Consider the following 20866-nt stretch of genomic DNA (forward strand, 5'->3'; position numbering starts at 1 on the left):
GCGGGCGGCGGGGATGACCGACAACGTCAGGCGCCGACGCGGCGCAGCAGACCCTCCTGGACGGCGCTGGCGATCTGCTGGCCGTCCGTGGTGAACATCCGGCCGGTGGCCAGCCCTCGCGCGCCGGACGCCGACGGGCTCAAGCAGTCGTAGAGGAACCACTCGTCGGCACGGAACGGCCGGTGGAACCAGAGCGCGTGGTCCAGGCTCGCGCCGACCAACCCGCCCGGCCCCCACACCTCACCGTGTGCGGAGAGCACCGAGTCCAGCAGGGTGAGATCCGAGGCGTAGGTGAGCGCGCAGGCGTGCAGCAGCGGATCGTCCGGCAGTTTGCCGTCGATGCGCATCCAGACGCGCTGGTGCGGGTCGGCGGGCCGGTCGCCGGGACGGACCCAGCCGGGCTCGCCGACGTAGCGCACGTCGATCGGACGCGGAATCTGGCCCCAGATGCCCAGCCGCTCCGGGTAGCGGGAGAGCCGGTCGGTCATCGTCGGCACGTCCTGCGGCAGGGGAACGTCCAGCGGGGCCGTGGCCTGGTGGTCCAGACCCTCCTCGGCGCGCTGGAACGACGCCGACATGAAGAAGATCGGCTTGTCGTGCTGAAGGGCGACCGCGCGGCGGACCGAGAAGGACCGGCCGTCGCGGATGTTCTCCACCTGGTACTCGATCGGCTCGACCGGGTCGCCGGGGCGGACGAAGTAACCGTGCAACGAGTGCACGAACCGCTCCGGGTCGACCGTCCGGCCGGCGGCGACCAGGGCCTGGCCTGCGACCTGGCCGCCGTACACCCGTTGTGGACCGACCGGGGGGCTCATCCCCCGGAAGGTCATCTTCCCGGTCGGGTCGAGGTCCAGCACTTCCAGCAGCTGGTCCACCGCGGCCTGGCCGACCGCTGCCCGACCGTCGCTCACTGCAGCGCCCGCGCCGACGCGGCGTCGACCAGCGAGCCGAGCTGGTGGACGCGCAGGGTGTTGGTCGAGCCGGGGGTGCCGGGCGGGCTACCGGCCACGATCACCACGTAGTCGCCGGGGTTGGCCCGGTTGAGGCCGAGCAGCGCCTGGTCGACCTGGCGGAACATGTCGTCGGTGTGCTGCACGAACGGCATCAGGAAGGTCTCCACGCCCCAGGAGAGGGCGAGCTGGTCGCGCACCTCGGGGACCGGGGTGAAGGCCAGCAGCGGCAGGTCGCAGTGCAGTCGGGAGAGCCGTCGGACGGTGTCGCCGGTCTGCGAGAAGGCGACCAGCGCCTTGGCGTTGATGGCCCGGGCGATCGACGAGGCGGCGACGGTGAGCGCGCCACCATGGGTACGCGGGTCGTGCTGCAGTCGGGGCACCCCGATCGAGCCGGCCTCGGTGGTCGTCACGATCTTGGCCATGGTGCTGACGGTCAGCACCGGGTACTTGCCGACGCTGGTCTCGCCGGAGAGCATCACCGCGTCCGCGCCGTCGAGCACCGCGTTGGCGACGTCCGAGGCCTCCGCCCGGGTGGGGCGGGAATTCTCGATCATGGAGTCGAGCATCTGGGTGGCCACGATGACCGGCTTGGCGTTCTCCCGGCACAGCTGCACGGCGCGCTTCTGCACCAGGGGGACCTCGTCCAGCGGCATCTCGACACCGAGGTCACCACGGGCGACCATGACGCCGTCGAAGGCCAGCACGATGGCCTCGAGGTTCTCCACGGCCTCCGGCTTCTCGACCTTGGCCAGCACCGGCCGGAACACGCCCTCCTCGGCCATGATGCCGTGGACGAGCTTGATGTCCTCGGCCGAGCGGACGAAGGAGAGTGCCACCAGGTCGACACCGAGGCCCAGGGAGAAGCGCAGATCCTCGGCGTCCTTGTCTGACATGGCGGGCACGCTGACCGCCACGTTGGGCAGCGAGACGCCCTTGTTGTTGGAGACCGGGCCGCCCTCGGTGACCAGGCAGCGGATGTCGTTGCCGGTGACGTCGGTGACCTCGACGGCGACCCGGCCGTCGTCGATCAGCAGCCGGTCGCCGGGCTTCACCTCCTGCGGCAGCTTGCGGTACGTGCAGGAGACCCGATCCTTGCTGCCGATGATGTCGTCGCCGGTGATCACGACCGAGTCGCCGGTACGCCACTCGTGGGGGCCGTCGGCGAACCTGCCGAGCCGAATCTTGGGGCCCTGCAGGTCGGCGAGGACAGCCACCGGCTTGCCTGCCGCCTCGGACGCCTCCCGGACCAGTCGGTAGACCGCCTCGTGGTCGGCGTGGCTGCCGTGGCTGAAGTTGAGCCTCGCCACGTTCATGCCGGCCTCGACCAGACCCCGGATGCGCTCAGGGGACGAGGTGGCGGGACCCAGAGTGCAAACGATCTTTACGCGGCGTGTCACGCCCATCAGGCTAGTCTCTCCTTCAGGTCGGACTCGGGGCCGACCCATTGCAGGCAGCGGAACATGTGTCCAACGACACGCGGTGCGCGTCGGGCCGGGCGGAACCGCACCGGGAACGTTGTGGCGACGGGCATCAGCGACCGCGCGCCGGGAATCGTACCGCCTCTTGTGGCGTGCGCTGTCGGGGTGCTCCCGGCGGCGGCCCACCTTCAGTGCCCCGACGGCGGCAGGGTGGGCACCGCGGTGAGCAGGTCGACGAGCGTGTCCGACACACAGTCGGCCGACGAACGATACGACTGGGGAGTTCCGGGGGATGATCTATCAATGGTGACCAACATCAGTGAGCAGCCCGCGAAGGCGTCCGGCACGTACCGCATCGGTGGCGACGTCACCGTCAACCGGCTCGGCTACGGGGCGATGCAGATCACCGGCCCGGGTGTCTGGGGTGACCCGAAGGACCCGGCCGAGGCGGTCCGGGTGCTGCGTCGGGCGGTCGAGCTGGGCGTCACGTTCATCGACACCGCCGACTCGTACGGGCCGTTCGTCTCGGAGTTGCTGATCCGCGAGGCCCTGCACCCGTACGCCGACGACCTGGTCATCGCGACCAAGGGCGGGTTCACCCGGTCCGGGCCGGGCGACTGGCGTGTGGTGGGCCGTCCGGAGTACCTGCGCCAGCAGTGTGAGCTGAGCCTGCGCCACCTCGGCCTGGACAGCATCCCGCTGTACCAGCTGCACCGGATCGACCCGCAGGTGCCGCTCGCCGACCAGCTGGGCGAGCTGGCGCTGTTGCAGCAGGAGGGCAAGATCCAGCACATCGGGCTGTCCGAGGTGAGCGTCGCGCAGATCGAGGAGTCCCGCGCGATCACCACGATCGCGTCCGTGCAGAACCTGTACAACCTCGCCAACCGCAGCGCCGAGGACGTGCTGGAGTACTGCGAGCGCAACGACCTCGCGTTCATCCCGTGGTTCCCGATCGCCACCGGTGAGCTGGCCCGCCCGGGCGGCCCACTCGACGCGATCTCCACCGCGCACGGCGCGTCGCCCGCGCAGCTCGCGCTGGCCTGGCTGCTGCGCCGCTCGCCGGTGCTGCTGCCGATCCCCGGTACGTCGTCGGTGGCGCACCTGGAGGAGAACGTGAGCGCGGCCGACGTGCGGCTCACCGACGACGAGTTCGAGGCGCTCGCCAAGGCGAGCTGAGCCGCCGGTTCGGACGCCGCCGGTTCGGACGCCGCCGGTTCAGTCAGCGGCGTCCGACCTGGGCTCCCGGGCGGCCCGCAGCGCCTCGGTCGCCTGGGCCAGCAGGCGAGCGGAGTCGGTGCGCCCACTCACCTGGATTTCCACCTCGGTGTCCCCGGCCTGGATCCGGATGCTGGCCTCGGTGCGCTGCTGGTCGACCCAGGACTGCAACAGGTTGAACAGCCCTGGAAGCAGCCCCTGGGCCAGCACCGCGATGATCACCGCGTCGCTGAAACCCGGCCGTCCCCCGCCGCCACCGGCCTGGCGGACCACCGGCCGGTACTCCGGGCGGCGGTGGATCCAGGCCAGCAGGTCGACCGCCGGCGGCTGCCGCTGCCGGGGGTTGATGGTCAGCCGGACGGGCAGCCGGGCTGCGGCGTCGCTGTCGGTCACGGTCTCTCCTGGTCACTTGGCGGCAGGTCGGAAGGTGACGCTGTCCCCGTCGGCGGTGGCGACGCCCGCGACGGTGAGCGCGTCCTCCTCTGTGAACGGTGAGCTGGTGCCGAAGTACGTGGTGGTGCCGCTGACCTGCACCTTTCCCTGGGTCTCGTACGGCGTGGCAACCTGGGCGGTGGCCGGGTCGGTCAGCTCGACGGCGAGCCGCGGGTACTCCAGGATCTTCCAGGTGACCTTCTGCGCGGTGCTGCCGTAGTAGCGGAACGGGCAGCCCGGCGGAGCGGCGACCGTCTGCTTGGCGCACTCGTCCAACCAGGCGCGCACCCGGGCCTCGACGGCCTCGATCGCGGCCGGCTTGAGCACCGGAACCAACTGCAGGGTGGCCGCACTCTGCCCCGGACCGACCGCCACGGTCTCGGTCGGCGTCTCGCTGAGCGCGCTGGACGGGCCGGTCGCGGTGTAGCTGCCGGGCAGCAGCACCAGCGGAGGACCCTCGGTGGCGACCGGCAGCGCCACCCCGTTGAGCCGTACCCCGGGGCCGGCGACGGGGGCGTTGAGCGGGATCAGCCCACCGCCCAACTGCCAGCCGTGAAACAGTCCGGCGGTGGCGCGCTCGTCGCGGCGCAGGGTGACACCGGCGGTGTGCCGCTCCCCGGCCAGCCGGTACGCCACCGTGGCGGTGGCGCTGTCGCCGTCGCGCTCCAGCGAGCTGATCTCGACGTCGGTCGGTGGTTGGTAGCCCTTGCCGCGCAACAGTTGGGCGAGCAGCTTGCGATCAGTGACGCTGCTCTGATCGGTCAGGAAGCCGAGCGCGGCGTCGCTGTCCCGGTCGGCGAGCGCGGAAAAATACCCGTCGACCGCTGCCTGGGGGCGGAAGAACGCCCACTGCACCACGCTGAGCCCGCCGGTGCCGACGCAGGCTGCCAGCATGAGGGCGCCGACCAACAGCCAGGTGCGGCGGGTGCCGACCGGGCCGGAGTGGCCGAACAACCGTTCGGCGGTGATCGGGTCCTGCTCGCCCGCCCCGACGGGCACACCGGCCACCGACGCCCGGTCCAGCGCGTCCAGCCGGAGCTCGTGCGGCGGGTGGGTGGCGCAGACCGCCTCGTCCCAACCGCTGCGGCCGGTCTCGAACGACAGCCGCCGCTCCAGGACGCGCCGCATCCCGTCGACGTGCCCGGTGAGCACCGCACCGAGGTCGGCCCGGTATTCCGCCGCCCGGACGTCGCGGGCGTGCAGCGGCAACACCACGTACCGCATGGTGAGCAGCACCGGCCAGAAGAACAGGAAGACCACGAAGTTGGTGGCCGGGTGCGGGAACGTCCGCATCAGCCAGGTCGGCAGAGCGTGCGCGAGGGTCAGCGGCAGGCCGACACCACGGACGAAGGCGCTGGTGATCTCGTCCCCGGTACGCCAGTGCACCAACTCGTGACTGAGTAGCGCGGCGATTTCGTCCTCCGGTTCGGTCAGCACGGCGGTGGTGACCACCACGTGCCGGGCGTACGTCCGGGCGTTGCTCAGGACGGGGTCGTCCTCCATGAGGAGCCGTGGCACGGCGGGCAGGCCGAGTCGTCGGGCGCAGTCGTCCAGCACGGGGCGCAGTCGCGCGTTTTCACGGCGGCTGGGCTGGCGGGCACCGGAGACCACCAGCAGGCGCGGTTCCAGCAGCACCCGGTAGAGCGTGTAGAGAACACCGATCAGCGCCGCCGCGACGACCGTGCCGACCAGGCCGGTGAGGAGTGCGAAAGGCTCGCCGGTGGTGCCCAGCCAGGGCAGCACCAGCACGGCGAGGAAGCCGATCAGGAACCCGACGACGAAGCCGAACACACCGCCGAGCACCCCGCCGGAGCGGGTCAGGAACGCCTCCAGCAGCGAGCCGATCAGCGGGGCGTCGCGCAGCACCTGGGGCACCTGGTCGTCGGTGCCGAACCCGCCGGCGAAGAGCCCGGCGGCGGCGAAGGAGAGACCGCCCCAGAACGCCAGGAGCAGCGCGACCGGCAGGTAGAACCAGGTGGCGACGAACGCGCCGAGCACGCCCCGCCAGTCCCGCAGGATCCCGGCGCGCAGCCAGACCAGCGCGTTGGGGTAGCCGGGTGGCCGGTCCGCGAACCCTCCCGTGGGCGGTGGTGAATCGCCCGCCGGCGGTTCGGCGGCCCGGATGTCGAGCTGCGGCACGGTCGGCGGGGTGCCCTCCGGCGGCACGGTGTGCGGCTCGGTCATGCGCGCTGCTCCTTCTGAAGGTCGCGTCGTCTGTCGGGAATGGACAGCCGGAGCAGGCTATCGAGCCCTTCTGATGTCTGCCACACCGTTTCACTGGAACGTCACCCAACCGACACTCACCGTCGCGCGCCCGTGGGGGTGGTTCCGGACGGAACCACCCCCACGGACCGACTCAGAGCGCGAGGCAGTTGGGTCGCACCGGGCCGTCGACCAGGGCGCCGCGCACGATGGTGTACGCCGTGCCGTCGAGCACCAGACCGAGGTGCCCCACCACCCGCAGCGGGCAGTACGCCTGGATCAGCACGTTTGTCGCACCGTCGTTGACGGCGGCGTTCCCGGTCGGCCGGACCAGTTCGTCCTGGAGGGTTCGGATGGTGGTGTAGCGCACCGCGCCGGGGGTGTCGTCGCCGTCGTTGAGGTCGGCGAGGAACGCCGAGCCGATGGTCATCTGTTGGCAGGCCACGATGCCGGCGCAGCTGCCGAGGCCGAGGAACGCCACGATGTTGGCGACGTAGGTGCCGTACTGCGGGGTGCCCAGGCTGACGTACCGGCCGATGGTGGCGGTGCCGCCGAGACGCTTCAGGTAGTAGCGGCTGACCAGGCCACCTTCGGAGTGGGCCACGACGTCCACGGTCGCCGCGCCGGTGCTGGCGCGCACCTGCTCGACGTAGCCGGCGAACGCGCGGGCCGACGCGGGGATGTCGCCGAGGCCCAGCCCGGGCAGCTGGTAGATGAAGGTGCGGTAGCCGTCGACGCGCAGCCGGGCGGCGATCGGCTCGTAGGCGACGGCGACACCGCTGAGCCCACCGACCACGATCACCGGGTTGGCCGCGGCAGCGGTGGCGAGGGCTGCGGGGGCGGGGGCGCCGACGGCCGGGGCGGGATCGGCGGGGGCGGCGGGGGCGGCGGCGGTCGCCGTGCCGGTGGACGCGAGCAGGGCGGCGGCGGCGAGGGACACGACGAGGACGGTCTTTCGGAGCAGCATGGCTGCACCTCCGGGGGAGGCACCCGGCGAACCGGGCAGGTGGGTGGGGGTGTCCGGTCGACCGTGCGACGATCATGCCCGTAACAATTCGGAAACGTCAATGATTTGTTACGCGCCGGTAACCCGTTGTTCATTGAGGGTGCAAACCGGCAAATCCATCGCACTCCACATCGGACACTCGACCGGATGCGTGCACCCGGGGCCGCGACGGCGAATGGCATGCTGTGGCCGTGGCCGCCGACGAACCCCCCGAGCGCCAGCTACGGGTGCTGCCGTGGTGGCTGGTCCTGGTCGGCCTGCTGCTCGCCGCCGCCCTGGGTTGGCTGGTGCTGGACCTGCTGCTCACCGAGGCCGACCGGGCCAGCCAGCCGGACACCCGCGCCACGTTGCGCATCGACGCGATCCGCACCGGCCTGACCGTGATCGCCGGCACCGGCGGTGGGCTGGCCCTGCTGCTGGCCGCCCGACGGCAGTGGATCGCCGAGCGGTCCCAACGGCACCAGGAGACGGTCGCCGCCCGCGACCAGGCGCACCGCGACCGGGTGCAGGCGCATGCCGAATCGGTGGCCGACGCCACGCAGCGCCAGCAGGACCGGCAGTCCGAGGCGGCCGAGCACGACGCGGCCGAGCGCCGGTTGACCGAGCTCTACACCCGGGCGGTCGAGTTGCTCGGCAACGACAGCGCGGCGGTACGGCTCGGCGGACTGCACGCGCTGGAGCGCCTCGGTCAGGACAATCCGGAGCAGCGGCCGACGATCGTGGCGGTGCTCTGCGCGTACCTGCGGATGCCGACGCCGGACGACGAGCCGCGCGAGACGGAGGTCCGGCGGACCGCGCAGCGCGTGCTCACCCGGCACCTGCACGCGGACGACGCGGCCTACTGGCTGGTGGTCACGCTGGACCTGACCGGCGCCCGGCTGGTCGACTTCGACGCCGCCGGCTGCACGCTGGTCGACGCGGACTTCACCGGTGCGGTGTTCACCGGGGCCACCAGCTTCGTCGGCGCGACCGCGCGGGGACGGCTTGGTCTCGGGGCGGCGGTCTTTGGCGACGTACGCTTCGACGACCTCACGGCGGACGCGGAGGTCGTGTTGGATGACGTTCGCTTCGGCGGTCAGGCCAGCTTCGACCGGGCCGGATTTCTCGGTGGCCTGTCCTGCCGGCGGTCCAGCTTTGCCGGCCCGACATCGTTTGGCCGGACGACCTTCGACCAGCCGACCAGCTTCGACGGCACCCGATTCGTGGACGACGCCTCGTTCCGCGAGGCCATCTTCCAGGGCAGCCTGTCCGTCGAACACACGGAGTTCGGCGGGCTCGCCGAGTTTCGTTCGGCCCGGTTCGCGTCGATGGCCCTGTTCCGCTGGACGGTGTTCGGCGCGGAGGCCCTCTTTGAGCAGGCTCGCTTCACGGACTCCGCGAACTTCGGCCGGGCTCGCTTCCACAGCGCGGCCAGCTTCGAGGGTGCCCAGTTCAGCCGAAGACCGCTGGTCGACCAGGCGCGGGCAGCGGCCGGCGGCGGGCATGTCTGGCCGGCGGACACCACGGTCGAACGGCTCGACGACGAGTGGCTGCTGCTCGTCGACAGCTGACACCCGGCCGGCGCCCAGGGCGGTTCGGGCTCCGCTGTATTCGGCTCCTCCGGGAGTAGGCTGGCCGCTTTCCGTCTCCTCTTCGTCGCCAGGATGAGCACATGCCCACGTCCGAGTTGCTGACCACCGACCGCATCGAAGAGATCGGTGCCCTGGGATCCGAGAGCCCGGACCCTGCGGCGTTGGTCGCCGAGCTGGTGGGCGCCGTCGACGAGGGGCGGGTCGCGGACCCGGACGACACCGGATACGCCCTGCTGGTCGCCGCGGAAATCCTGACGCAGGCGGGCGACCTGGCCGACGCGCTCGCCCTGGCCACCCGTGCCATCGCCGAGCAGCCGGACGACGACGCGTACGCCCGATCGGTGCGCGGTGGCCTGCTGCTGCGCCTCGGCCGCGAGGACGAGGGCATGGCCGAACTGACCGCCCTGCGCCCGCTGCTGGAGACCGACCCCGAGGCCACATACCTCATCGACGACCTGGTGGAGGCCGGCCACACCGAGACTGCGCTGGAGTGGCTGACCGCCGCGCTGGACGCCATCCTGGAACGGACCCGGACCCAGCAGCACGAGTCCGAGGACGCGCAGGACGAGGCTGCGGCCATGATCTACGGCCTGGCACAGGGACGGCACGACCTCCGCGAGGAGATGGGCCTGGCGCACGACGGGTACGACAACCTCGCCGACCGGCTACGCGCCGCGAGCGACCACGCGCTCGACGCGCTCGACGACGGCCCGGCGACGCTGCTGTTCTGGCCGCAGGCGGAGTTCAACGCGCTGATGATGCGCTGGCCCACTCTCGTCGACAGCTACCCCGCCACCTGGGGCGAGCACCGCGCCCAGATCGAACGCGCCCTCGTCGAGGCATCCGGGCTGGGCGGCGCCGACCTGGGCGTGGTCGTCGGCTCCGTCGCCGGGCTGGCGGCCTTCGCCGAACGGGAGGACCGCGACCCCACCGACGAGGAAACCCAGGACGAGTACGCTGACTCGCTCACCGGGGCCGACCTCAGGCCCTGGCCGCCCGGCCGCAACGACACCTGCTGGTGCGGATCGGGCGCCAAGTACAAGAAGTGCTGCCTGCCGCTCTCGCGCGACTGAAAGCCCGCACCGTCGTTCCTAGGAGAACAGCAACACCGATTTGCGGGTGGCGGTGCCGAAGCTCAGGCTGCGTCCGCCGGTGTTGAGCACCGGGGTGACCGCCACTTCGAAGGTGACCGTCGTGCCGGCGGACACCCGGTGGTTCTCGTTGGCGCTGATCGTCACGTAGCCGCCACCGATGAGAAGCGGGTCGACCGCCACGACCTGCTGGTTCAACATCTGGACCGTCGGCGTCGGGTTGCCCGGGGAGGTGTAGACCGCCCTGAGCCGGACCAGGTCGTGTTCGTGCAGACCCACCAGGTCGATCTTCGACTGGTGACCGATGAGGCCGGCGGCGGTGATCCGGTAGGCGGCGTTGCCGTCGCTCCAGCGGATGGCGTGAAAGGCCCCGTCCGCCGGGATCGTGAAGCCGGGGAAGATGGTGACGATAGAGACTGTCTGCACGTCCGTGCCTCCAACTGAGGTAGCGCCGATCATCACCGCGAAGTCGGTGTCCGTGCCCCGGAACGCGTTCGCGTCACAGGTGTGCTGCGCACCGATCCGGGCGGTGCTCGTGTACTGCCAGATCCGCGGCACGGCGGACGGAGTGCCGTACGCCTGCCACCCGGGACCGGTGTCCCCGCCGGCCCTGGTGTAGGCGGGTTTGAAGTCCTCGTCGCGGTTGTGCGGGTAGTTGGCGTTCCACCGTGGAAAGTGGCCGAGCTGGCTGGCTCCGTACTGGCCCTTGGAGGCATACATCAGCACCGCCTTGGTGGTGCGCGCCTCCAGCTCGTTGCCGACCTGGACGCCGAGCGCCGGCGCGACGCTGTCGTAGGGCCACCGCTCCAGGTCGATCTGCCAGAAGAAACCGGGCCAGGTACGCCACCAGGGCAGCTCGGCGTCGGCGTACGCGATGAGGGTTTGTGCCTGGGTCGCCGCCGGCACGCCGGAGCGGACCACGACGTAAGCCCCCAGGTACGGGATGCCAGCGTCACGGCCGGCGGCCAGGACCCAGCCGCAGCTCTTGCTCTTGAAGATGCTGGACGGCGATTGTTCCGTCCCCTTGCTGGTGAGAAAGTCGATACCCAGGCCGGACGCGGCGGCCACCCGAGCTCGGGTCAGCCCCCTGCCGACGTCGTAGTCACTGGTATCCCATCCGTAGAGCGTCACGGGCCGCACCTCCGGCGCCGAACATCGAGGGGAGACGCCGCAGCAGCGCGGCGAAATATCCCGCCTTCCGGTCTTAGTGACGAAAAGCGATGGATGAACCGTACGTCGCAGGCGACGAAAAGAAACCCCTGGTCAGAGGCCATTTCGGTGGGTGCGAAATGCGGCTTCGGAGCTGTCCGCCAGCCGACACGACCAAACGTCTGCGAGCCTGCCCAGACATCGACGGTTATGGTGACCACAGGTAAGCACCCACTCCGGCAAGGAGACCTCCGTGCGCCGCATCATCACCACCCTCACACTGCTCGCGCTGTCCCTGGTCGCGTTCCTGACGCCAACGCCAGCAAGCGCGGCGAGCACCGTCGAGATCACGTCCGCGACACTGGTCGCGCGAGGGGTCGCCGTGGACCTCACCATCACCGTGACGTGCCCAGCCGGCGCCACCGGCGACGCGGAACTGATCCTCAGACAGCGAGTGGGCAACAGAGTCGCGTACGCGTCGGGCTGGGCGCCCATCTCCTGCTCAGGCGAGCCGCAGGCGGCAACGGGGCGGATGTTCGTGGAAGCGGGCGGGCTCGTCTTCCACAAGGGCGTGGCGATCGCCAACGGTCATGTCGAACTGTGCGACCAGGGCGAATGTGAATACCCGCAATTCAACGACACGATCCGCATCACTGGCTGACCATCTCCCCTGCCACGCCCTCCCACGCAGGCGCGCCGGAGCGCTCGCGGGGACGTCCTGCGAGCGCTCCGGCCTGCTCAGCCAGGTGATGTCGAGGTTGACCTTGTCGCGGGCGATCAACTCCTCATAGGAAAAGGGCCGAAACCGCTCGGTCTCGACCGCTCGGCCCGGTCCTTGCCCGGCAGATAACGGTCGACAAAATCCTGGAGGTGTTCGCGGCGCAGCGGGTTCTGCTTGAGCGTGAAGTGCTGGTTTGGTGGCGGTGGGGGCCCAGAAGCGATGGTGGCGGTGCGGGCATGGCCCGCCCCGCCACTCACCACGAGGGCTCTACACCAATCGCGCTGCGATCAGTTCCACGGGCCGTAGGGTGGAGTGCCGCCCGCAGCCTGGCTCACCCCTTCGAACCAAGGGCCGTATTCCGGCTTCGCCGTGTTGAAGTCGGGCTCGACGCCCACCGCGAACGACCCCACGCCGTCCGAGTTGACCAGGGCGACAATCGGGTCGTAGTCACCCCGCGGCGGCCGGAAATCCTTGAGGTCGATCTCTCCGTTGTCGTCTCGGTTGGGGGTGCGGTCGCCGTTCAGCCGGACCAGGACCTGGGCCAGGTCGATGCCGGTGGGCACCCCGAGGCTGGCGTAGTCCGGATAGGGCAAAAAGCCTTCTGGAGATTCCTGGCCGGGGTCCTTACCAGGCTCGTCGCCGGAATCCGGGCAACCGTTACCTTCACACGTCTCCTTGTGGTCGGTGACGTTGCCCTCGCCGTCGCGCGTGGTTGTCGACGTCTCGGTCTTCGTCTTCCCGTCCTCCGACGTCTCGCTCTTTTCGACGATGACCGTCGTCTCGGTTACGTTGCCATCCTTGTCACGGGTGGTGGTGGTGACCTTGCTGTGCGACTTTTCCCACCCGTCGCCGTACGTCGTCTTGGTGTGGGACCAGGTGGTGGTCGAGGACTCCGTGACGTTGCCGTCGTCGTCGAACCCGGCCGTCGCCAGGCCGCCCGTCGTATGCCAGGTCTTGAACCCGCCGCTTTCCGCCGTGAACCTGGACTCGTCGGAGACCTCCGTGCGGCCGGTCTCGCGTCCCCCGGAGTAGCTGGTGACAGTGTTCTTCGTGATGGTGACACCACCCACCGAGTGCCTGCTCGAGCTGGACACCTCGTCCCGGCTGCCGTCGCCGTACCCGACCGAGTACCCGTGCCCGACGAACCCGCCCCCGTCGCCGTAGCTGAATCCGCCGTCGGTGATCCCGGTCGGGGTCTTGCCGCCGTTGACGCCGAAACTCGTCACCCCGAGGAGGCCCTCGATGTGGAAGCCGCCGTCGGTCTTACCCCCGTACATGGCCCTGTTGCCGGCCCCGGCGAACATCAGCCCCTGAATGTCGGTCACCGACGGTTTTCCGCTCAGAGTCGCGGTCAGGTTCGTGCCGATGTGATCGAACCCGTTCGTCCTCAGGGTGGACATCAGGTCCTCGACGGACGGCACCAGCGTCTTGTCGCCGACGAAGGGAATCTTGCCGAAGGCGGTGGCCAGGCCGCGGCCGTCGGGAGTCAACTGCGGCAGCGAGACCAACTCGGTGAGGTGCTCCTCGAACGAGGGCAACTCGCGGGCGAGCGCCAGGTCGAAGATCTTGTGAGCCTCCGGGAGGCTCATCGGATCCCCCGGGTCGGTGCCCAGCTTCTCCTCGTCGACGTCCGCGACGCCGTCTCCGTCCCGGTCCGCCGATTCGTTCAGGACAAGCAGGCAGAGCCGGTGTTCACAGACCGCTATCAGGCGATCAGACTCTTTCGCAGCGGCGGCGCCCGCCCCTGCCCCCATCAGGCCGACCGAGAGACCAACGGCTCCGGCGGCCGCAAGAAGTTTTCGCATGATCGAAAACCTATTCGATCATGGATTGTCACGCTCCAAAGAGTACAGCAACCGACAGTGAGCCTTTCCGCGTAACGGTGCGAGTGCGGCGGGTAGCCGCCTTGGCGGTCGGTGCGGACACCCACCGGCACACATCCGCGTTGAACTGTATGCACGGACGCAGCGACTCGCCAGGACAGCCACATTGCCCCCGGCCCCACTCTCACAGCGAGGTCGATCAGGATCGGGAGGTGGTCGGACAGCTGCCCCGCCGCCGGCGTATCGATCGCCACACCAACCAGGCCAGACCGGCGAGGACTGCACCGGCGACGACCACCGTGAGGCGGAGCCAGGTCGGCCAGGGACCGTGGTCGGCGTCGCTGTCAGCGGGCCGGATGACCAGGTCCGGCAACAGCCCGTAGGCGAGCTGGAGGTCGCTCAGGTGCCGGTCGTGCCGTGCCTCGTCGACAAACGTGGCCATCGCCTCGGACCTGCCGCCGGTGACTGGGACCTGCGCGATGACGAGGTTCGGCTGTCCGCCGCGTTGGTAGAGCAGGGTCGTCGGCGAGCGCCAGCCCAGGAACCCGATCACCGACTCGGTCACGTCCACGGCGTTCGGCCACGGGTTCATGGTGGCCGGGTCGACGACGGAGATACGTACGGGCAGGCCCTGGTCGGTGGGGTCACCCTGGGCCAGGGCGAGGAGTCGGCCGTCCGGGGACCACGCGGCCGGGCCGGCGAGGTAGCGCACGCTCGACACCGGGGCCTCGTGGCGTACGGCGAGCGTGGCCGGGTCGAGGATGCGGATCGGCTGCCCCGGGCCATCCTGGACGGCCAGCGACGTGCCGTCCGGTGCGAACGAGGCCACCGCAGCAGTAATCGCCGGATCGGCAATTGTCGAGCGGCCCGAGTCGAGGTCCAGCACCGCCAGCCGGCCCGACGTCGAGCGCTGAGCCGCGGTGCGGGCCGGATCGAGATCCAGCACGGTCGAGTGGCTCGGCGGCGGGACCGCTCCGTGCATCAGGTACGCCAGCCGGTGTCCATCCGCCGACCACGCCAGCGCGGTCACGTCCGCGCCGGGCGTCACCGGGTGCCGGACGACCTCGCCGGTCGCCAGGTTCACGATGCCGATCACCCCGGGTTTTCCGTTGACCGCGGCGAACGCGAGTGCGGTGCCGTCCGGCGCGAGCAGGACCGGGGCGGGGTCCGTCCCGCTCGGACCCCAGGGCGAGCCGCTGCCCGTCCAGTCCGGGTCCGCCTGCCGGTACCCAGCTCGGTCGGCGCTCACCAGCAACGACTGCTTGGCGTCGATCGGCGTATCCACGACGGAGTATTCGTAGGCGGCGATCGCCCGCCCCAGCGGCGCGGTCGACAGCGGCGCGGTCAGCCGCGAGTAGCCGGCGAACCGGATCGGCAGGCTCGGTGGGCCATCCGCCGAGCCGGGGACCGTGGTGGCCGGGACCGGCCCGTGTACCGGGACCATCGCCACCGCGGCGACGATCGTCAGCACGGCCGTGGCGACCAGCGCTGGCGCGAGCCAGCCGAGCCTGCGCTGGCGCGGAGCCGGGGCGACGAAGGGTGGCGGCACCACCCGGACCGTGTCGGCATACTCGCGTATCCCGGTGCGGATCGTGCGCTCCAGGTCAGTCTTCATCCAGGTGCTCCCTCAGTACGGCGAGCGCGCGACTCAACAGCGACTTGACCGTGCCCGGACGGCACGCCAGCGCCGCCGCGATCTCAATCTCCGGCAGGTCAAGGTAGTACCGCAGAAAGACCGCGGCGCGCTGCCGGGGGTTCAGCCGGACCAGCGCGGCGCGGACCACCGTCGCCTCGGGACCCAACGGCATCGCCGCCCCGTCAGGGTAGCCGGCGGTGGTGGCCGCGTGCCGGCGCTCCAACCGGCGGCGACGTACCCAGGATGTGCAGCGAGACAGCACCGCCCGGCGCAGGTACGCCACCGGCGTGTCGATCTCGCCGAACCGGTGATGCACCGAGGCGAAGACGTCCTGCACGACATCCTCGGCCTCGGGCAGGCTCCCGGTCGTCACGTACGCCAAACGCACCAGCGGAGCGAACTGCGCCGCGTAGACCCGCTCGAAGGTGGCCGCTGGGTCGGCCCGTCCGGTACCGACCGGCGCACGCGTCGATTCCCGCACCACGATCACACACTATTGGCGCACAACCCCGCCGGCCGGTTCCACAAGTCGGCCGAGGAAGTAGACAGGCAGGCCGCCGGCACCTGGGTTCTGAGGGGGCCCCGGCGCGTTGCTGCGCCGGGGCTACCCGCCCAGCGCTCGAACCTTGGCAATCGTCTCCTGCACGTGCTGCTTGGCCGGGTCGCCGCCCTGGGACGCCTGCGCGAGCGCCTGACGGTAAGCGTCGATCATGCCGACCAGCGGGCCGGCGGCCACACCCTCCAACGCACCAGCGACGAGCGCCCGCGCCTCGGCCGCATCCTGGGCTGCCGCCGCGGTCTTGGCCTTCGCCTCGTCCAGCTTCTGCGACGCCGCCGCCAACCTCGCGATGATCTGTGCTGCGCTCACGCGCACCTCCCCGTGGTCGACCATCGCCTCCACCCACCGCACCGGCGGAGACCACATGGGAGCGTACGAGATCCGCGCACCCAGCGCGACCACCGAGGTCGTCAACGCCTGCTCCCGAGCCGGAGAGGCCGTGTGGACAGCGTGCCGGCCGACCGATCCCGGGGAGCAACTCGACCTGTTCGCCTTCGCCAGCATCGAGAGCTGACGCGTTGGTCAGCGGCGCGTGGCTGCGACAGTCAGATCGCGATGACTGGGCCGCCGCCGGCAATGCCGCCGTACAACCCGGGCTGACCGGTCAGGACGTGACAGCCCAGGTCGATGGCGGCGAGCACCGCGCTGGCCGCGCTCGATCGCGGTAGCGCGTAGGTCGGTGACCGGCCGGTTGAACATTGGCTCGTGGTGAGCCATCCGATTGCGGGCCTCATGGAGCCGACCCACCGCGCTGTGCACCGTGCGGCGGCGCTGTCCCCGGAACGCCCGGTGCAAGCACCCACGCCACAGCGTGGCGTCGTAGCGGGTGGCCAGGAGAAACCGCCAGAAGCCGAGGTTCAGCTCGGCAATCACCCGCCCGGGTGCCTCGGAACGGCCGTCCCGGGTCGCGCGGCCCCGCGCTTTGGCGACGTCCCGGCGGGCCTCGTCGGTCAGCGCCGCACCCGGATCGAGGTACCAGCGGGGCTCGACGTACCGCCGCCGTGACCATGCCGTCAGCTCCTCATGCAGGGCGTTGCGCAGCAGGATCTCCAGATGCCCCAGCGTCGTGCCGAGCGCGGCGGAGATCTCGGCGTTCCACTCGTACAGCGCCATGGCGGCGGCCAGGTCCCCGCCACACGCCGCCCTGTATGGCGCAAGGCGCTCCGGCGACCACCGCCGCTCCAACGTTGCCAGCTCAGCCACGCCCAACGAATTCCCCCTTCCGCCTACAAGCTGGGCAAACGCGCTATCCTTGCCAGGAAGACCCCGGCCAGCCTCTGCCCCTTGCGGGTATGCAGCCGGGGTTTTGACTTGTCCAGGCCCGGACCGCCAGGCCTACGCGGACGCGGCGACCAGCCCTGTGCCCGGGGCGGCTGGTTCCAGTGCGCGCAGCATCACCGGCACATCCAGCACATGCAGGTAGGGGTGTTGGTAAGAACCGCGACACCCGGGGCCAAAAAGATGATCTAGGTGTGAGGGCTGTCGGGGTGAGTTGGGCGTCGGAATGATCTCCGGCTGTGAAACGTCCTTCGATGAATCTCGGGGACCTGGTTGAGCACTGGACGTTGGTCGGTGCTGAGCAGGACCTGGTCGCGGCGAAGCACCGCGATACGCAGCTCGGCTTTGCGCTGTTGCTGAAGTTCTACGGCCGGTTCGGCCGGTTCCCGCGCGGCCGGGCGGAGCTGCACGACGACGTGGTGGAGCTCGTCGCGCGGCAGCTGGGTGTGGACGTGGACTCGCTGGGCTTCTATGAGTGGGCCGGGCGCACGATCAAGCGGCACCGCGCGGAGGTCCGTGCTCATCTGGGGTTCCGGGAGTGCATGGTCGCCGATGCGGAGAAGCTGACCGATTGGCTTGCGGGCGATTACGCGCAGAAGGAACGCCGGTTTGAGTTGGCCAAGGACGCGGTGCTGGCGGAGCTGCGAGCTCGGTCGATCGAGCCGCCGACGCCGGACCGGGTGGACAAGATCGTCCGGTCGGGTCTACATCAGGCGGAAAGATCCTCACCGAGCAGATCGCCGGCCGGCTGTCGTCGGATGTGCGAGCACGGCTGCTGTCGCTGGTCGCGGTCGCGGACACCGACGTGGACGATGCTGATCCGAGTGTTTGGCGCTGATCAAGACCCGCCGGTTCAGGAAGCGGATGCCTCGACGTCAACGCGGAACGTCTGATCGCCCTCGCCTGTGCACGGCTCCTGCACGAGTTCGACACCGCTGACCGTCTCGTCGCCACGAATGCCGAGACAGAGTTCGCTATGCACGGGGCGGAGCCGGTAGCCCTCCAGTGGAGCGGCGACCGGCTCGACCCGGAACACTTGGGCTGGCCCACCGGCTGCGCAGTCGTCCCAGGGTTCGAGCAAGCCGCTGGCCGGGCCGTTGGCCAGCACAGTCAGGCAACCCACTCCATGCTGCGGGTGGCTCCACTTGATCTGAAAGCGATCCCCATCGACCGGCACGAGCAGCGTCCTGGGCAGCTCGGCGTCCTCGCACGATCGTTGCACCGCGACGGCCGAGTCGAATCGTCCGGTGCGCTCCCGCCCTTCAGTCACGCAGAGCGCCGGTGTCCGGGCGGGGTGGATGCGCACGACACTGCCACCCGCGGGCAGTTCCAGCGGGCTCTTGGGCGCCGGGCCAGCCTCCCGGGTGCCCGGCGACCTTCCGGTGTCGCGGACCAGCAGCCAACCACCCACCGCGAGCAGCGCCGCCGCGGTCACACCTGCGGCGGCCCTAACCAAAGTGCGCCAGATGACCTCGCGCGGCTTCTCGGGGGCGCCCTGACCGGTGGCATGAGCCGACCGCCTGGGCGGCGACTCCTTCCCGTTTGCCGCGTCGGTCTCGTGGGCCAACCTATTGAGGGTAGCCAACCAGGCGGCGACCTGGGCGTCGTCCTCCGTGCACGCACGAACGAAGGCCGCCAGCAATTCCGCGCGAGGCAGGCCCGGCCGACCCAGCATGTCCGCTACGGTGCTGCGGGCCAGAACCTCGCCGTGGCTCGCCGCCCGGTGCTCGAGCTGCCGGAACGTGTACCCGGACTGGTCTTTCATCAGCCGCATGAGCTGCACGAACTCGGCCTTATCACGAGCTGCGTCCGGCCGAACACTTTCCGCATCCATCGGCCTCTATGCTGCCTTCGGTGACCACCGAAGTCAAACTGCGTTAGCGGCATCGCCCGGACCGGCAGGCCGGACAAGCTCCTGGCCAGCCCGGACAGTGCTACGCCTGTCCGGGACTGGAGCGACCCATTGCCGGACGTGATCGACTAGGTAAGCCTCGACCGCACAAACAACCTTCCGGAAAGGGCACTGATGAGAGCGACGATGAGAAAAGCAATTCGTGCGGCGCTGGTTGCCGCAGTCGCGGCGACGTCCGTCACGTTCATCGGCACGGGCACGGCTCACGCCGCCGGTGACACCCAGCTCGGCATCGACGTGGGCAACATCGCCTGGGAGCAGTACACCTCCACCAGCACAACGGTTTCGGTCCGCCGATCGGAGGCCGGCAACGAAGACTGCAACTACTACACCGGGTTCTGGACCGACCCGGACAACGACCGCAGGACCAGCCACGGTTCGGCCGCCTGCAGCCCCGCCAAAACCACCTCAGGCACCATGTACAGCGGTGGTGTTAAGCAATCAATGCCGGTGAGCTGGCGTTCCCGGGCCTGGTGCGCGGACTTCGCGAAGTACGCCTTCTACTGGGGCACGGCCGAATACTCGGGGCTCACGCCGCATTCATCAAGTTTCATCACCTATGGCAACAACAATGGCACCTGGCACTCCAGGAGCAGCGGCTACACCCCCCGCAAGGGCGACGCTGTGGTTTTCAACTATGACGGCGGCGAGACGGATCACGTTGCCATCGTTACCTCGTACTATGCAGACACAGTGGCAAAGGGCTATTACTACGTTGTCGGCGGGAACCAATCCGATGGCGTCACCCACGTGAAGTGGTACCCGTCGAACACTAGCATTGTCGGCTACGCCTCGCCGGCGGCGAAGTAGGCAGCAGGTTAGCGGGGGCGGGCCGTTCGGCTCGCCCCCGGCAGACTCGCACCGCACCACCCCGGCGCGGCCGAAGCCGCCGCGGCGTGGCTCGCCGCCGGGCTGCACGTCTCCTAATTGGCCCCTGGTGTCGCGGTTCTTACCAACACCCCAGGTACGCGTAGTGCGGGCTGCCGTTCGATCGGTCGAGCGAGGTCATCGCCCGCAGCGCGCGGGAGGCAGGGTGCTCGGGGTCCGCTGCGGCCTGCCACAGCATGGCGGCGACCTCGTGTGGGTCAGGGCCGGCGCGCCACTCGACCTTCCAGGTCTGGTCTGCGCTCCACCACCGGGCTTGCCCAATCGACACCTTGCGGGCAGTGGATGCCTGACGAGAGCGACAATGACGGGGTGTGTCAACGAGGACAGCGGGTCTCGGCGCAAAGTCCTGTCCCTCCGAGGACCCTCGCGACCGAAGCCTCGCCGTCGGAACAGTCCACCGTCCCCGAAAGCCTGACCCAGCCCCCTCGCCCGGGCCCTCGAGTCCTGGTCGGTCCAGCGATCTTGCAGATTCGGTCGCCGTTTTGCGTGACATGCCCCTTAGGTCGGGGCAGAAAGTGCAAGATCGCGCAGGCGGGGGCTCGTTGATCTGGAGTGGTGGTGCCTGTTTTGCGTTATTGAGGGCGGTTTGTCACCTGGCGCAATTCCTTGATCGAGGAGGCGAGCCAACCTGTGTTGACAACCACCCCGTGCCGCTCACTGAACGGCATTGGCACTAGAGAGGCACCCGGGGGGATCGGGCTCGTTGGGCGTTCAGCGCTCGGCGACAAACACGCCGACGCCACCGACCCCCTCGACCAGGCCCTCGATCTTGAGCGCGTTGATGGCCTGGCGAACGACGATGGCCGAGACGTCATGCTGACGACACAGCTCCGAGGTCGAGGGCAGCTTGTCGCCCGGCGCGAGTTCGCCGGACTTGATCTGAGCGCGGATGCCGTCGGCGATCAGCGCCCACTTTGCTTTGGCGGGCATTGGTGTCTCCCAGGAGGCGGGCGAATGAGCACCGACACCGTGGACGACCTGCGTGACGGCCTGGCTGGCGACGATCGCCGCC

At 69.9% G+C, this 20866-nt stretch carries 21 protein-coding genes; 7 read left to right on the forward strand and 14 right to left on the reverse strand.

Annotated features, from left to right (window positions below):
• Positions 1-26: 26 nt before the first annotated feature.
• Together OG811_RS01645 and pyk are read right to left on the reverse strand one after the other, a co-directional pair.
• The gene (locus tag OG811_RS01645) at positions 27-911 is read right to left on the reverse strand and encodes an acyl-CoA thioesterase (RefSeq protein WP_406071582.1); all 885 of its coding nucleotides are present in this window, start codon (positions 909-911) and stop codon (positions 27-29) included.
• Positions 908-2356, reverse strand: coding sequence for a pyruvate kinase (gene pyk, locus OG811_RS01650; RefSeq protein WP_406071584.1), 1449 nt, complete (start codon positions 2354-2356; stop codon positions 908-910). The genes OG811_RS01645 and pyk overlap by 4 nt, the downstream gene beginning before the upstream one ends.
• A 318-nt stretch (positions 2357-2674) precedes the next feature.
• Here pyk and OG811_RS01655 point away from each other — a divergent pair, with 318 nt between their 5' ends.
• Positions 2675-3547 carry an aldo/keto reductase gene (locus OG811_RS01655; protein WP_406071585.1) on the forward strand — a complete coding sequence of 291 codons (873 nt, stop codon included), beginning with the start codon at positions 2675-2677 and terminating at the stop codon, positions 3545-3547.
• Between the two features lie 39 nt (positions 3548-3586).
• Here OG811_RS01655 and OG811_RS01660 read toward each other — a convergent pair whose 3' ends face one another.
• The 3 genes from OG811_RS01660 to OG811_RS01670 form a co-directional block, all read right to left on the reverse strand.
• Positions 3587-3979 carry a hypothetical protein gene (locus OG811_RS01660; protein ID WP_406071587.1) on the reverse strand — a complete coding sequence of 131 codons (393 nt, stop codon included), beginning with the start codon at positions 3977-3979 and terminating at the stop codon, positions 3587-3589.
• Between the two features lie 12 nt (positions 3980-3991).
• Complete coding sequence (locus OG811_RS01665; RefSeq protein WP_406071589.1) at positions 3992-6202, reverse strand: M48 family metalloprotease; 2211 nt, start codon at positions 6200-6202, stop codon at positions 3992-3994.
• Between the two features lie 172 nt (positions 6203-6374).
• Positions 6375-7187 carry an esterase/lipase family protein gene (locus OG811_RS01670; protein WP_406071591.1) on the reverse strand — a complete coding sequence of 271 codons (813 nt, stop codon included), beginning with the start codon at positions 7185-7187 and terminating at the stop codon, positions 6375-6377.
• A 230-nt stretch (positions 7188-7417) separates the two neighbouring features.
• Between OG811_RS01670 and OG811_RS01675 the strand changes: the two genes are divergently transcribed.
• Entirely contained in the window at positions 7418-8776 is a 1359-nt protein-coding gene (locus OG811_RS01675) for a pentapeptide repeat-containing protein (protein WP_406071593.1), read from the forward strand.
• 101 nt (positions 8777-8877) lie between these two features.
• Positions 8878-9870, forward strand: coding sequence for an SEC-C domain-containing protein (locus OG811_RS01680; protein ID WP_406071595.1), 993 nt, complete (start codon positions 8878-8880; stop codon positions 9868-9870).
• 18 nt (positions 9871-9888) lie between these two features.
• Here OG811_RS01680 and OG811_RS01685 read toward each other — a convergent pair whose 3' ends face one another.
• On the reverse strand, positions 9889-11019 hold the full coding sequence (locus OG811_RS01685) for a hypothetical protein (protein ID WP_406071596.1): 1131 nt from the start codon (positions 11017-11019) through the stop codon (positions 9889-9891).
• A gap of 271 nt (positions 11020-11290) precedes the next feature.
• Here OG811_RS01685 and OG811_RS01690 point away from each other — a divergent pair, with 271 nt between their 5' ends.
• Positions 11291-11698 (forward strand): hypothetical protein, encoded by a 408-nt coding sequence (locus OG811_RS01690; RefSeq protein WP_406071597.1) that lies wholly within the window; start codon positions 11291-11293, stop codon positions 11696-11698.
• A gap of 347 nt (positions 11699-12045) precedes the next feature.
• Here OG811_RS01690 and OG811_RS01695 read toward each other — a convergent pair whose 3' ends face one another.
• The 4 genes from OG811_RS01695 to OG811_RS01710 all read right to left on the reverse strand — a co-directional run bounded on the left by OG811_RS01695 (position 12046) and on the right by OG811_RS01710 (position 16085).
• Positions 12046-13563 carry a hypothetical protein gene (locus OG811_RS01695; protein WP_406071599.1) on the reverse strand — a complete coding sequence of 506 codons (1518 nt, stop codon included), beginning with the start codon at positions 13561-13563 and terminating at the stop codon, positions 12046-12048.
• A gap of 217 nt (positions 13564-13780) precedes the next feature.
• The gene (locus OG811_RS01700; protein WP_406071601.1) at positions 13781-15196 is read right to left on the reverse strand and encodes a WD40 repeat domain-containing protein; all 1416 of its coding nucleotides are present in this window, start codon (positions 15194-15196) and stop codon (positions 13781-13783) included.
• Entirely contained in the window at positions 15186-15701 is a 516-nt protein-coding gene (locus OG811_RS01705) for a sigma-70 family RNA polymerase sigma factor (protein ID WP_406071602.1), read from the reverse strand. Before OG811_RS01705 ends, OG811_RS01700 begins: the two co-directional genes overlap by 11 nt.
• Before the next feature lie 120 nt (positions 15702-15821).
• Entirely contained in the window at positions 15822-16085 is a 264-nt protein-coding gene (locus OG811_RS01710) for a DUF6244 family protein (RefSeq protein ID WP_406071603.1), read from the reverse strand.
• Between the two features lie 55 nt (positions 16086-16140).
• On the opposite strand from OG811_RS01710, the gene OG811_RS01715 reads away from it, so the two are divergent.
• Positions 16141-16290: a hypothetical protein gene (locus OG811_RS01715; protein WP_406071605.1), complete on the forward strand. Its 150-nt coding sequence runs from the start codon at positions 16141-16143 to the stop codon at positions 16288-16290.
• Positions 16291-16298: 8 nt separating this feature from the next.
• Here OG811_RS01715 and OG811_RS01720 read toward each other — a convergent pair whose 3' ends face one another.
• Positions 16299-16979, reverse strand: coding sequence for a hypothetical protein (locus tag OG811_RS01720; RefSeq protein WP_406071607.1), 681 nt, complete (start codon positions 16977-16979; stop codon positions 16299-16301).
• 329 nt (positions 16980-17308) lie between these two features.
• On the opposite strand from OG811_RS01720, the gene OG811_RS01725 reads away from it, so the two are divergent.
• A complete protein-coding gene (locus OG811_RS01725) occupies positions 17309-17947 on the forward strand; it encodes a DUF4158 domain-containing protein (protein WP_406071609.1) in 639 nt (212 codons plus the stop codon).
• Here OG811_RS01725 and OG811_RS01730 read toward each other — a convergent pair.
• Positions 17908-18888: an RICIN domain-containing protein gene (locus OG811_RS01730; protein ID WP_406071610.1), complete on the reverse strand. Its 981-nt coding sequence runs from the start codon at positions 18886-18888 to the stop codon at positions 17908-17910. The genes OG811_RS01725 and OG811_RS01730 overlap by 40 nt on opposite strands.
• A 204-nt stretch (positions 18889-19092) precedes the next feature.
• Here OG811_RS01730 and OG811_RS01735 point away from each other — a divergent pair, with 204 nt between their 5' ends.
• Entirely contained in the window at positions 19093-19776 is a 684-nt protein-coding gene (locus OG811_RS01735) for a CHAP domain-containing protein (protein WP_406071611.1), read from the forward strand.
• A 139-nt stretch (positions 19777-19915) separates the two neighbouring features.
• Here the strand turns inward: OG811_RS01735 and OG811_RS01740 are convergent, their stop codons facing one another.
• Together OG811_RS01740 and OG811_RS01745 are read right to left on the reverse strand one after the other, a co-directional pair.
• Positions 19916-20122: a hypothetical protein gene (locus OG811_RS01740; RefSeq protein ID WP_406071613.1), complete on the reverse strand. Its 207-nt coding sequence runs from the start codon at positions 20120-20122 to the stop codon at positions 19916-19918.
• A gap of 443 nt (positions 20123-20565) precedes the next feature.
• Positions 20566-20784: a winged helix-turn-helix domain-containing protein gene (locus tag OG811_RS01745; RefSeq protein ID WP_354994783.1), complete on the reverse strand. Its 219-nt coding sequence runs from the start codon at positions 20782-20784 to the stop codon at positions 20566-20568.
• Positions 20785-20866 lie beyond the last annotated feature (82 nt).

Origin of the sequence: Micromonospora sp. NBC_01638 (assembly GCF_045209745.1) — a bacterium.
In the GTDB taxonomy this organism is placed as follows: Bacteria; Actinomycetota; Actinomycetes; order Mycobacteriales; family Micromonosporaceae; genus Micromonospora.

What these genes read in the sequence shown, in the direction of transcription:
- OG811_RS01735 (WP_406071611.1), top strand. Translation starts at nt 19,093, where the DNA reads ATGAGAAAAGCAATTCGTGCGGCGCTGGTTGCCGCAGTCGCGGCGACG.
- OG811_RS01655 (WP_406071585.1), top strand. Translation starts at nt 2,675, where the DNA reads ATGGTGACCAACATCAGTGAGCAGCCCGCGAAGGCGTCCGGCACGTAC.
- OG811_RS01680 (WP_406071595.1), top strand. Translation starts at nt 8,878, where the DNA reads ATGCCCACGTCCGAGTTGCTGACCACCGACCGCATCGAAGAGATCGGT.
- OG811_RS01665 (WP_406071589.1), bottom strand. Translation starts at nt 6,202, where the DNA reads ATGACCGAGCCGCACACCGTGCCGCCGGAGGGCACCCCGCCGACCGTG.
- pyk (WP_406071584.1), bottom strand. Translation starts at nt 2,356, where the DNA reads ATGGGCGTGACACGCCGCGTAAAGATCGTTTGCACTCTGGGTCCCGCC.
- OG811_RS01715 (WP_406071605.1), top strand. Translation starts at nt 16,141, where the DNA reads ATGGGAGCGTACGAGATCCGCGCACCCAGCGCGACCACCGAGGTCGTC.
- OG811_RS01745 (WP_354994783.1), bottom strand. Translation starts at nt 20,784, where the DNA reads ATGCCCGCCAAAGCAAAGTGGGCGCTGATCGCCGACGGCATCCGCGCT.
- OG811_RS01695 (WP_406071599.1), bottom strand. Translation starts at nt 13,563, where the DNA reads ATGCGAAAACTTCTTGCGGCCGCCGGAGCCGTTGGTCTCTCGGTCGGC.
- OG811_RS01725 (WP_406071609.1), top strand. Translation starts at nt 17,309, where the DNA reads ATGAATCTCGGGGACCTGGTTGAGCACTGGACGTTGGTCGGTGCTGAG.
- OG811_RS01730 (WP_406071610.1), bottom strand. Translation starts at nt 18,888, where the DNA reads ATGGATGCGGAAAGTGTTCGGCCGGACGCAGCTCGTGATAAGGCCGAG.
- OG811_RS01700 (WP_406071601.1), bottom strand. Translation starts at nt 15,196, where the DNA reads ATGAAGACTGACCTGGAGCGCACGATCCGCACCGGGATACGCGAGTAT.
- OG811_RS01670 (WP_406071591.1), bottom strand. Translation starts at nt 7,187, where the DNA reads ATGCTGCTCCGAAAGACCGTCCTCGTCGTGTCCCTCGCCGCCGCCGCC.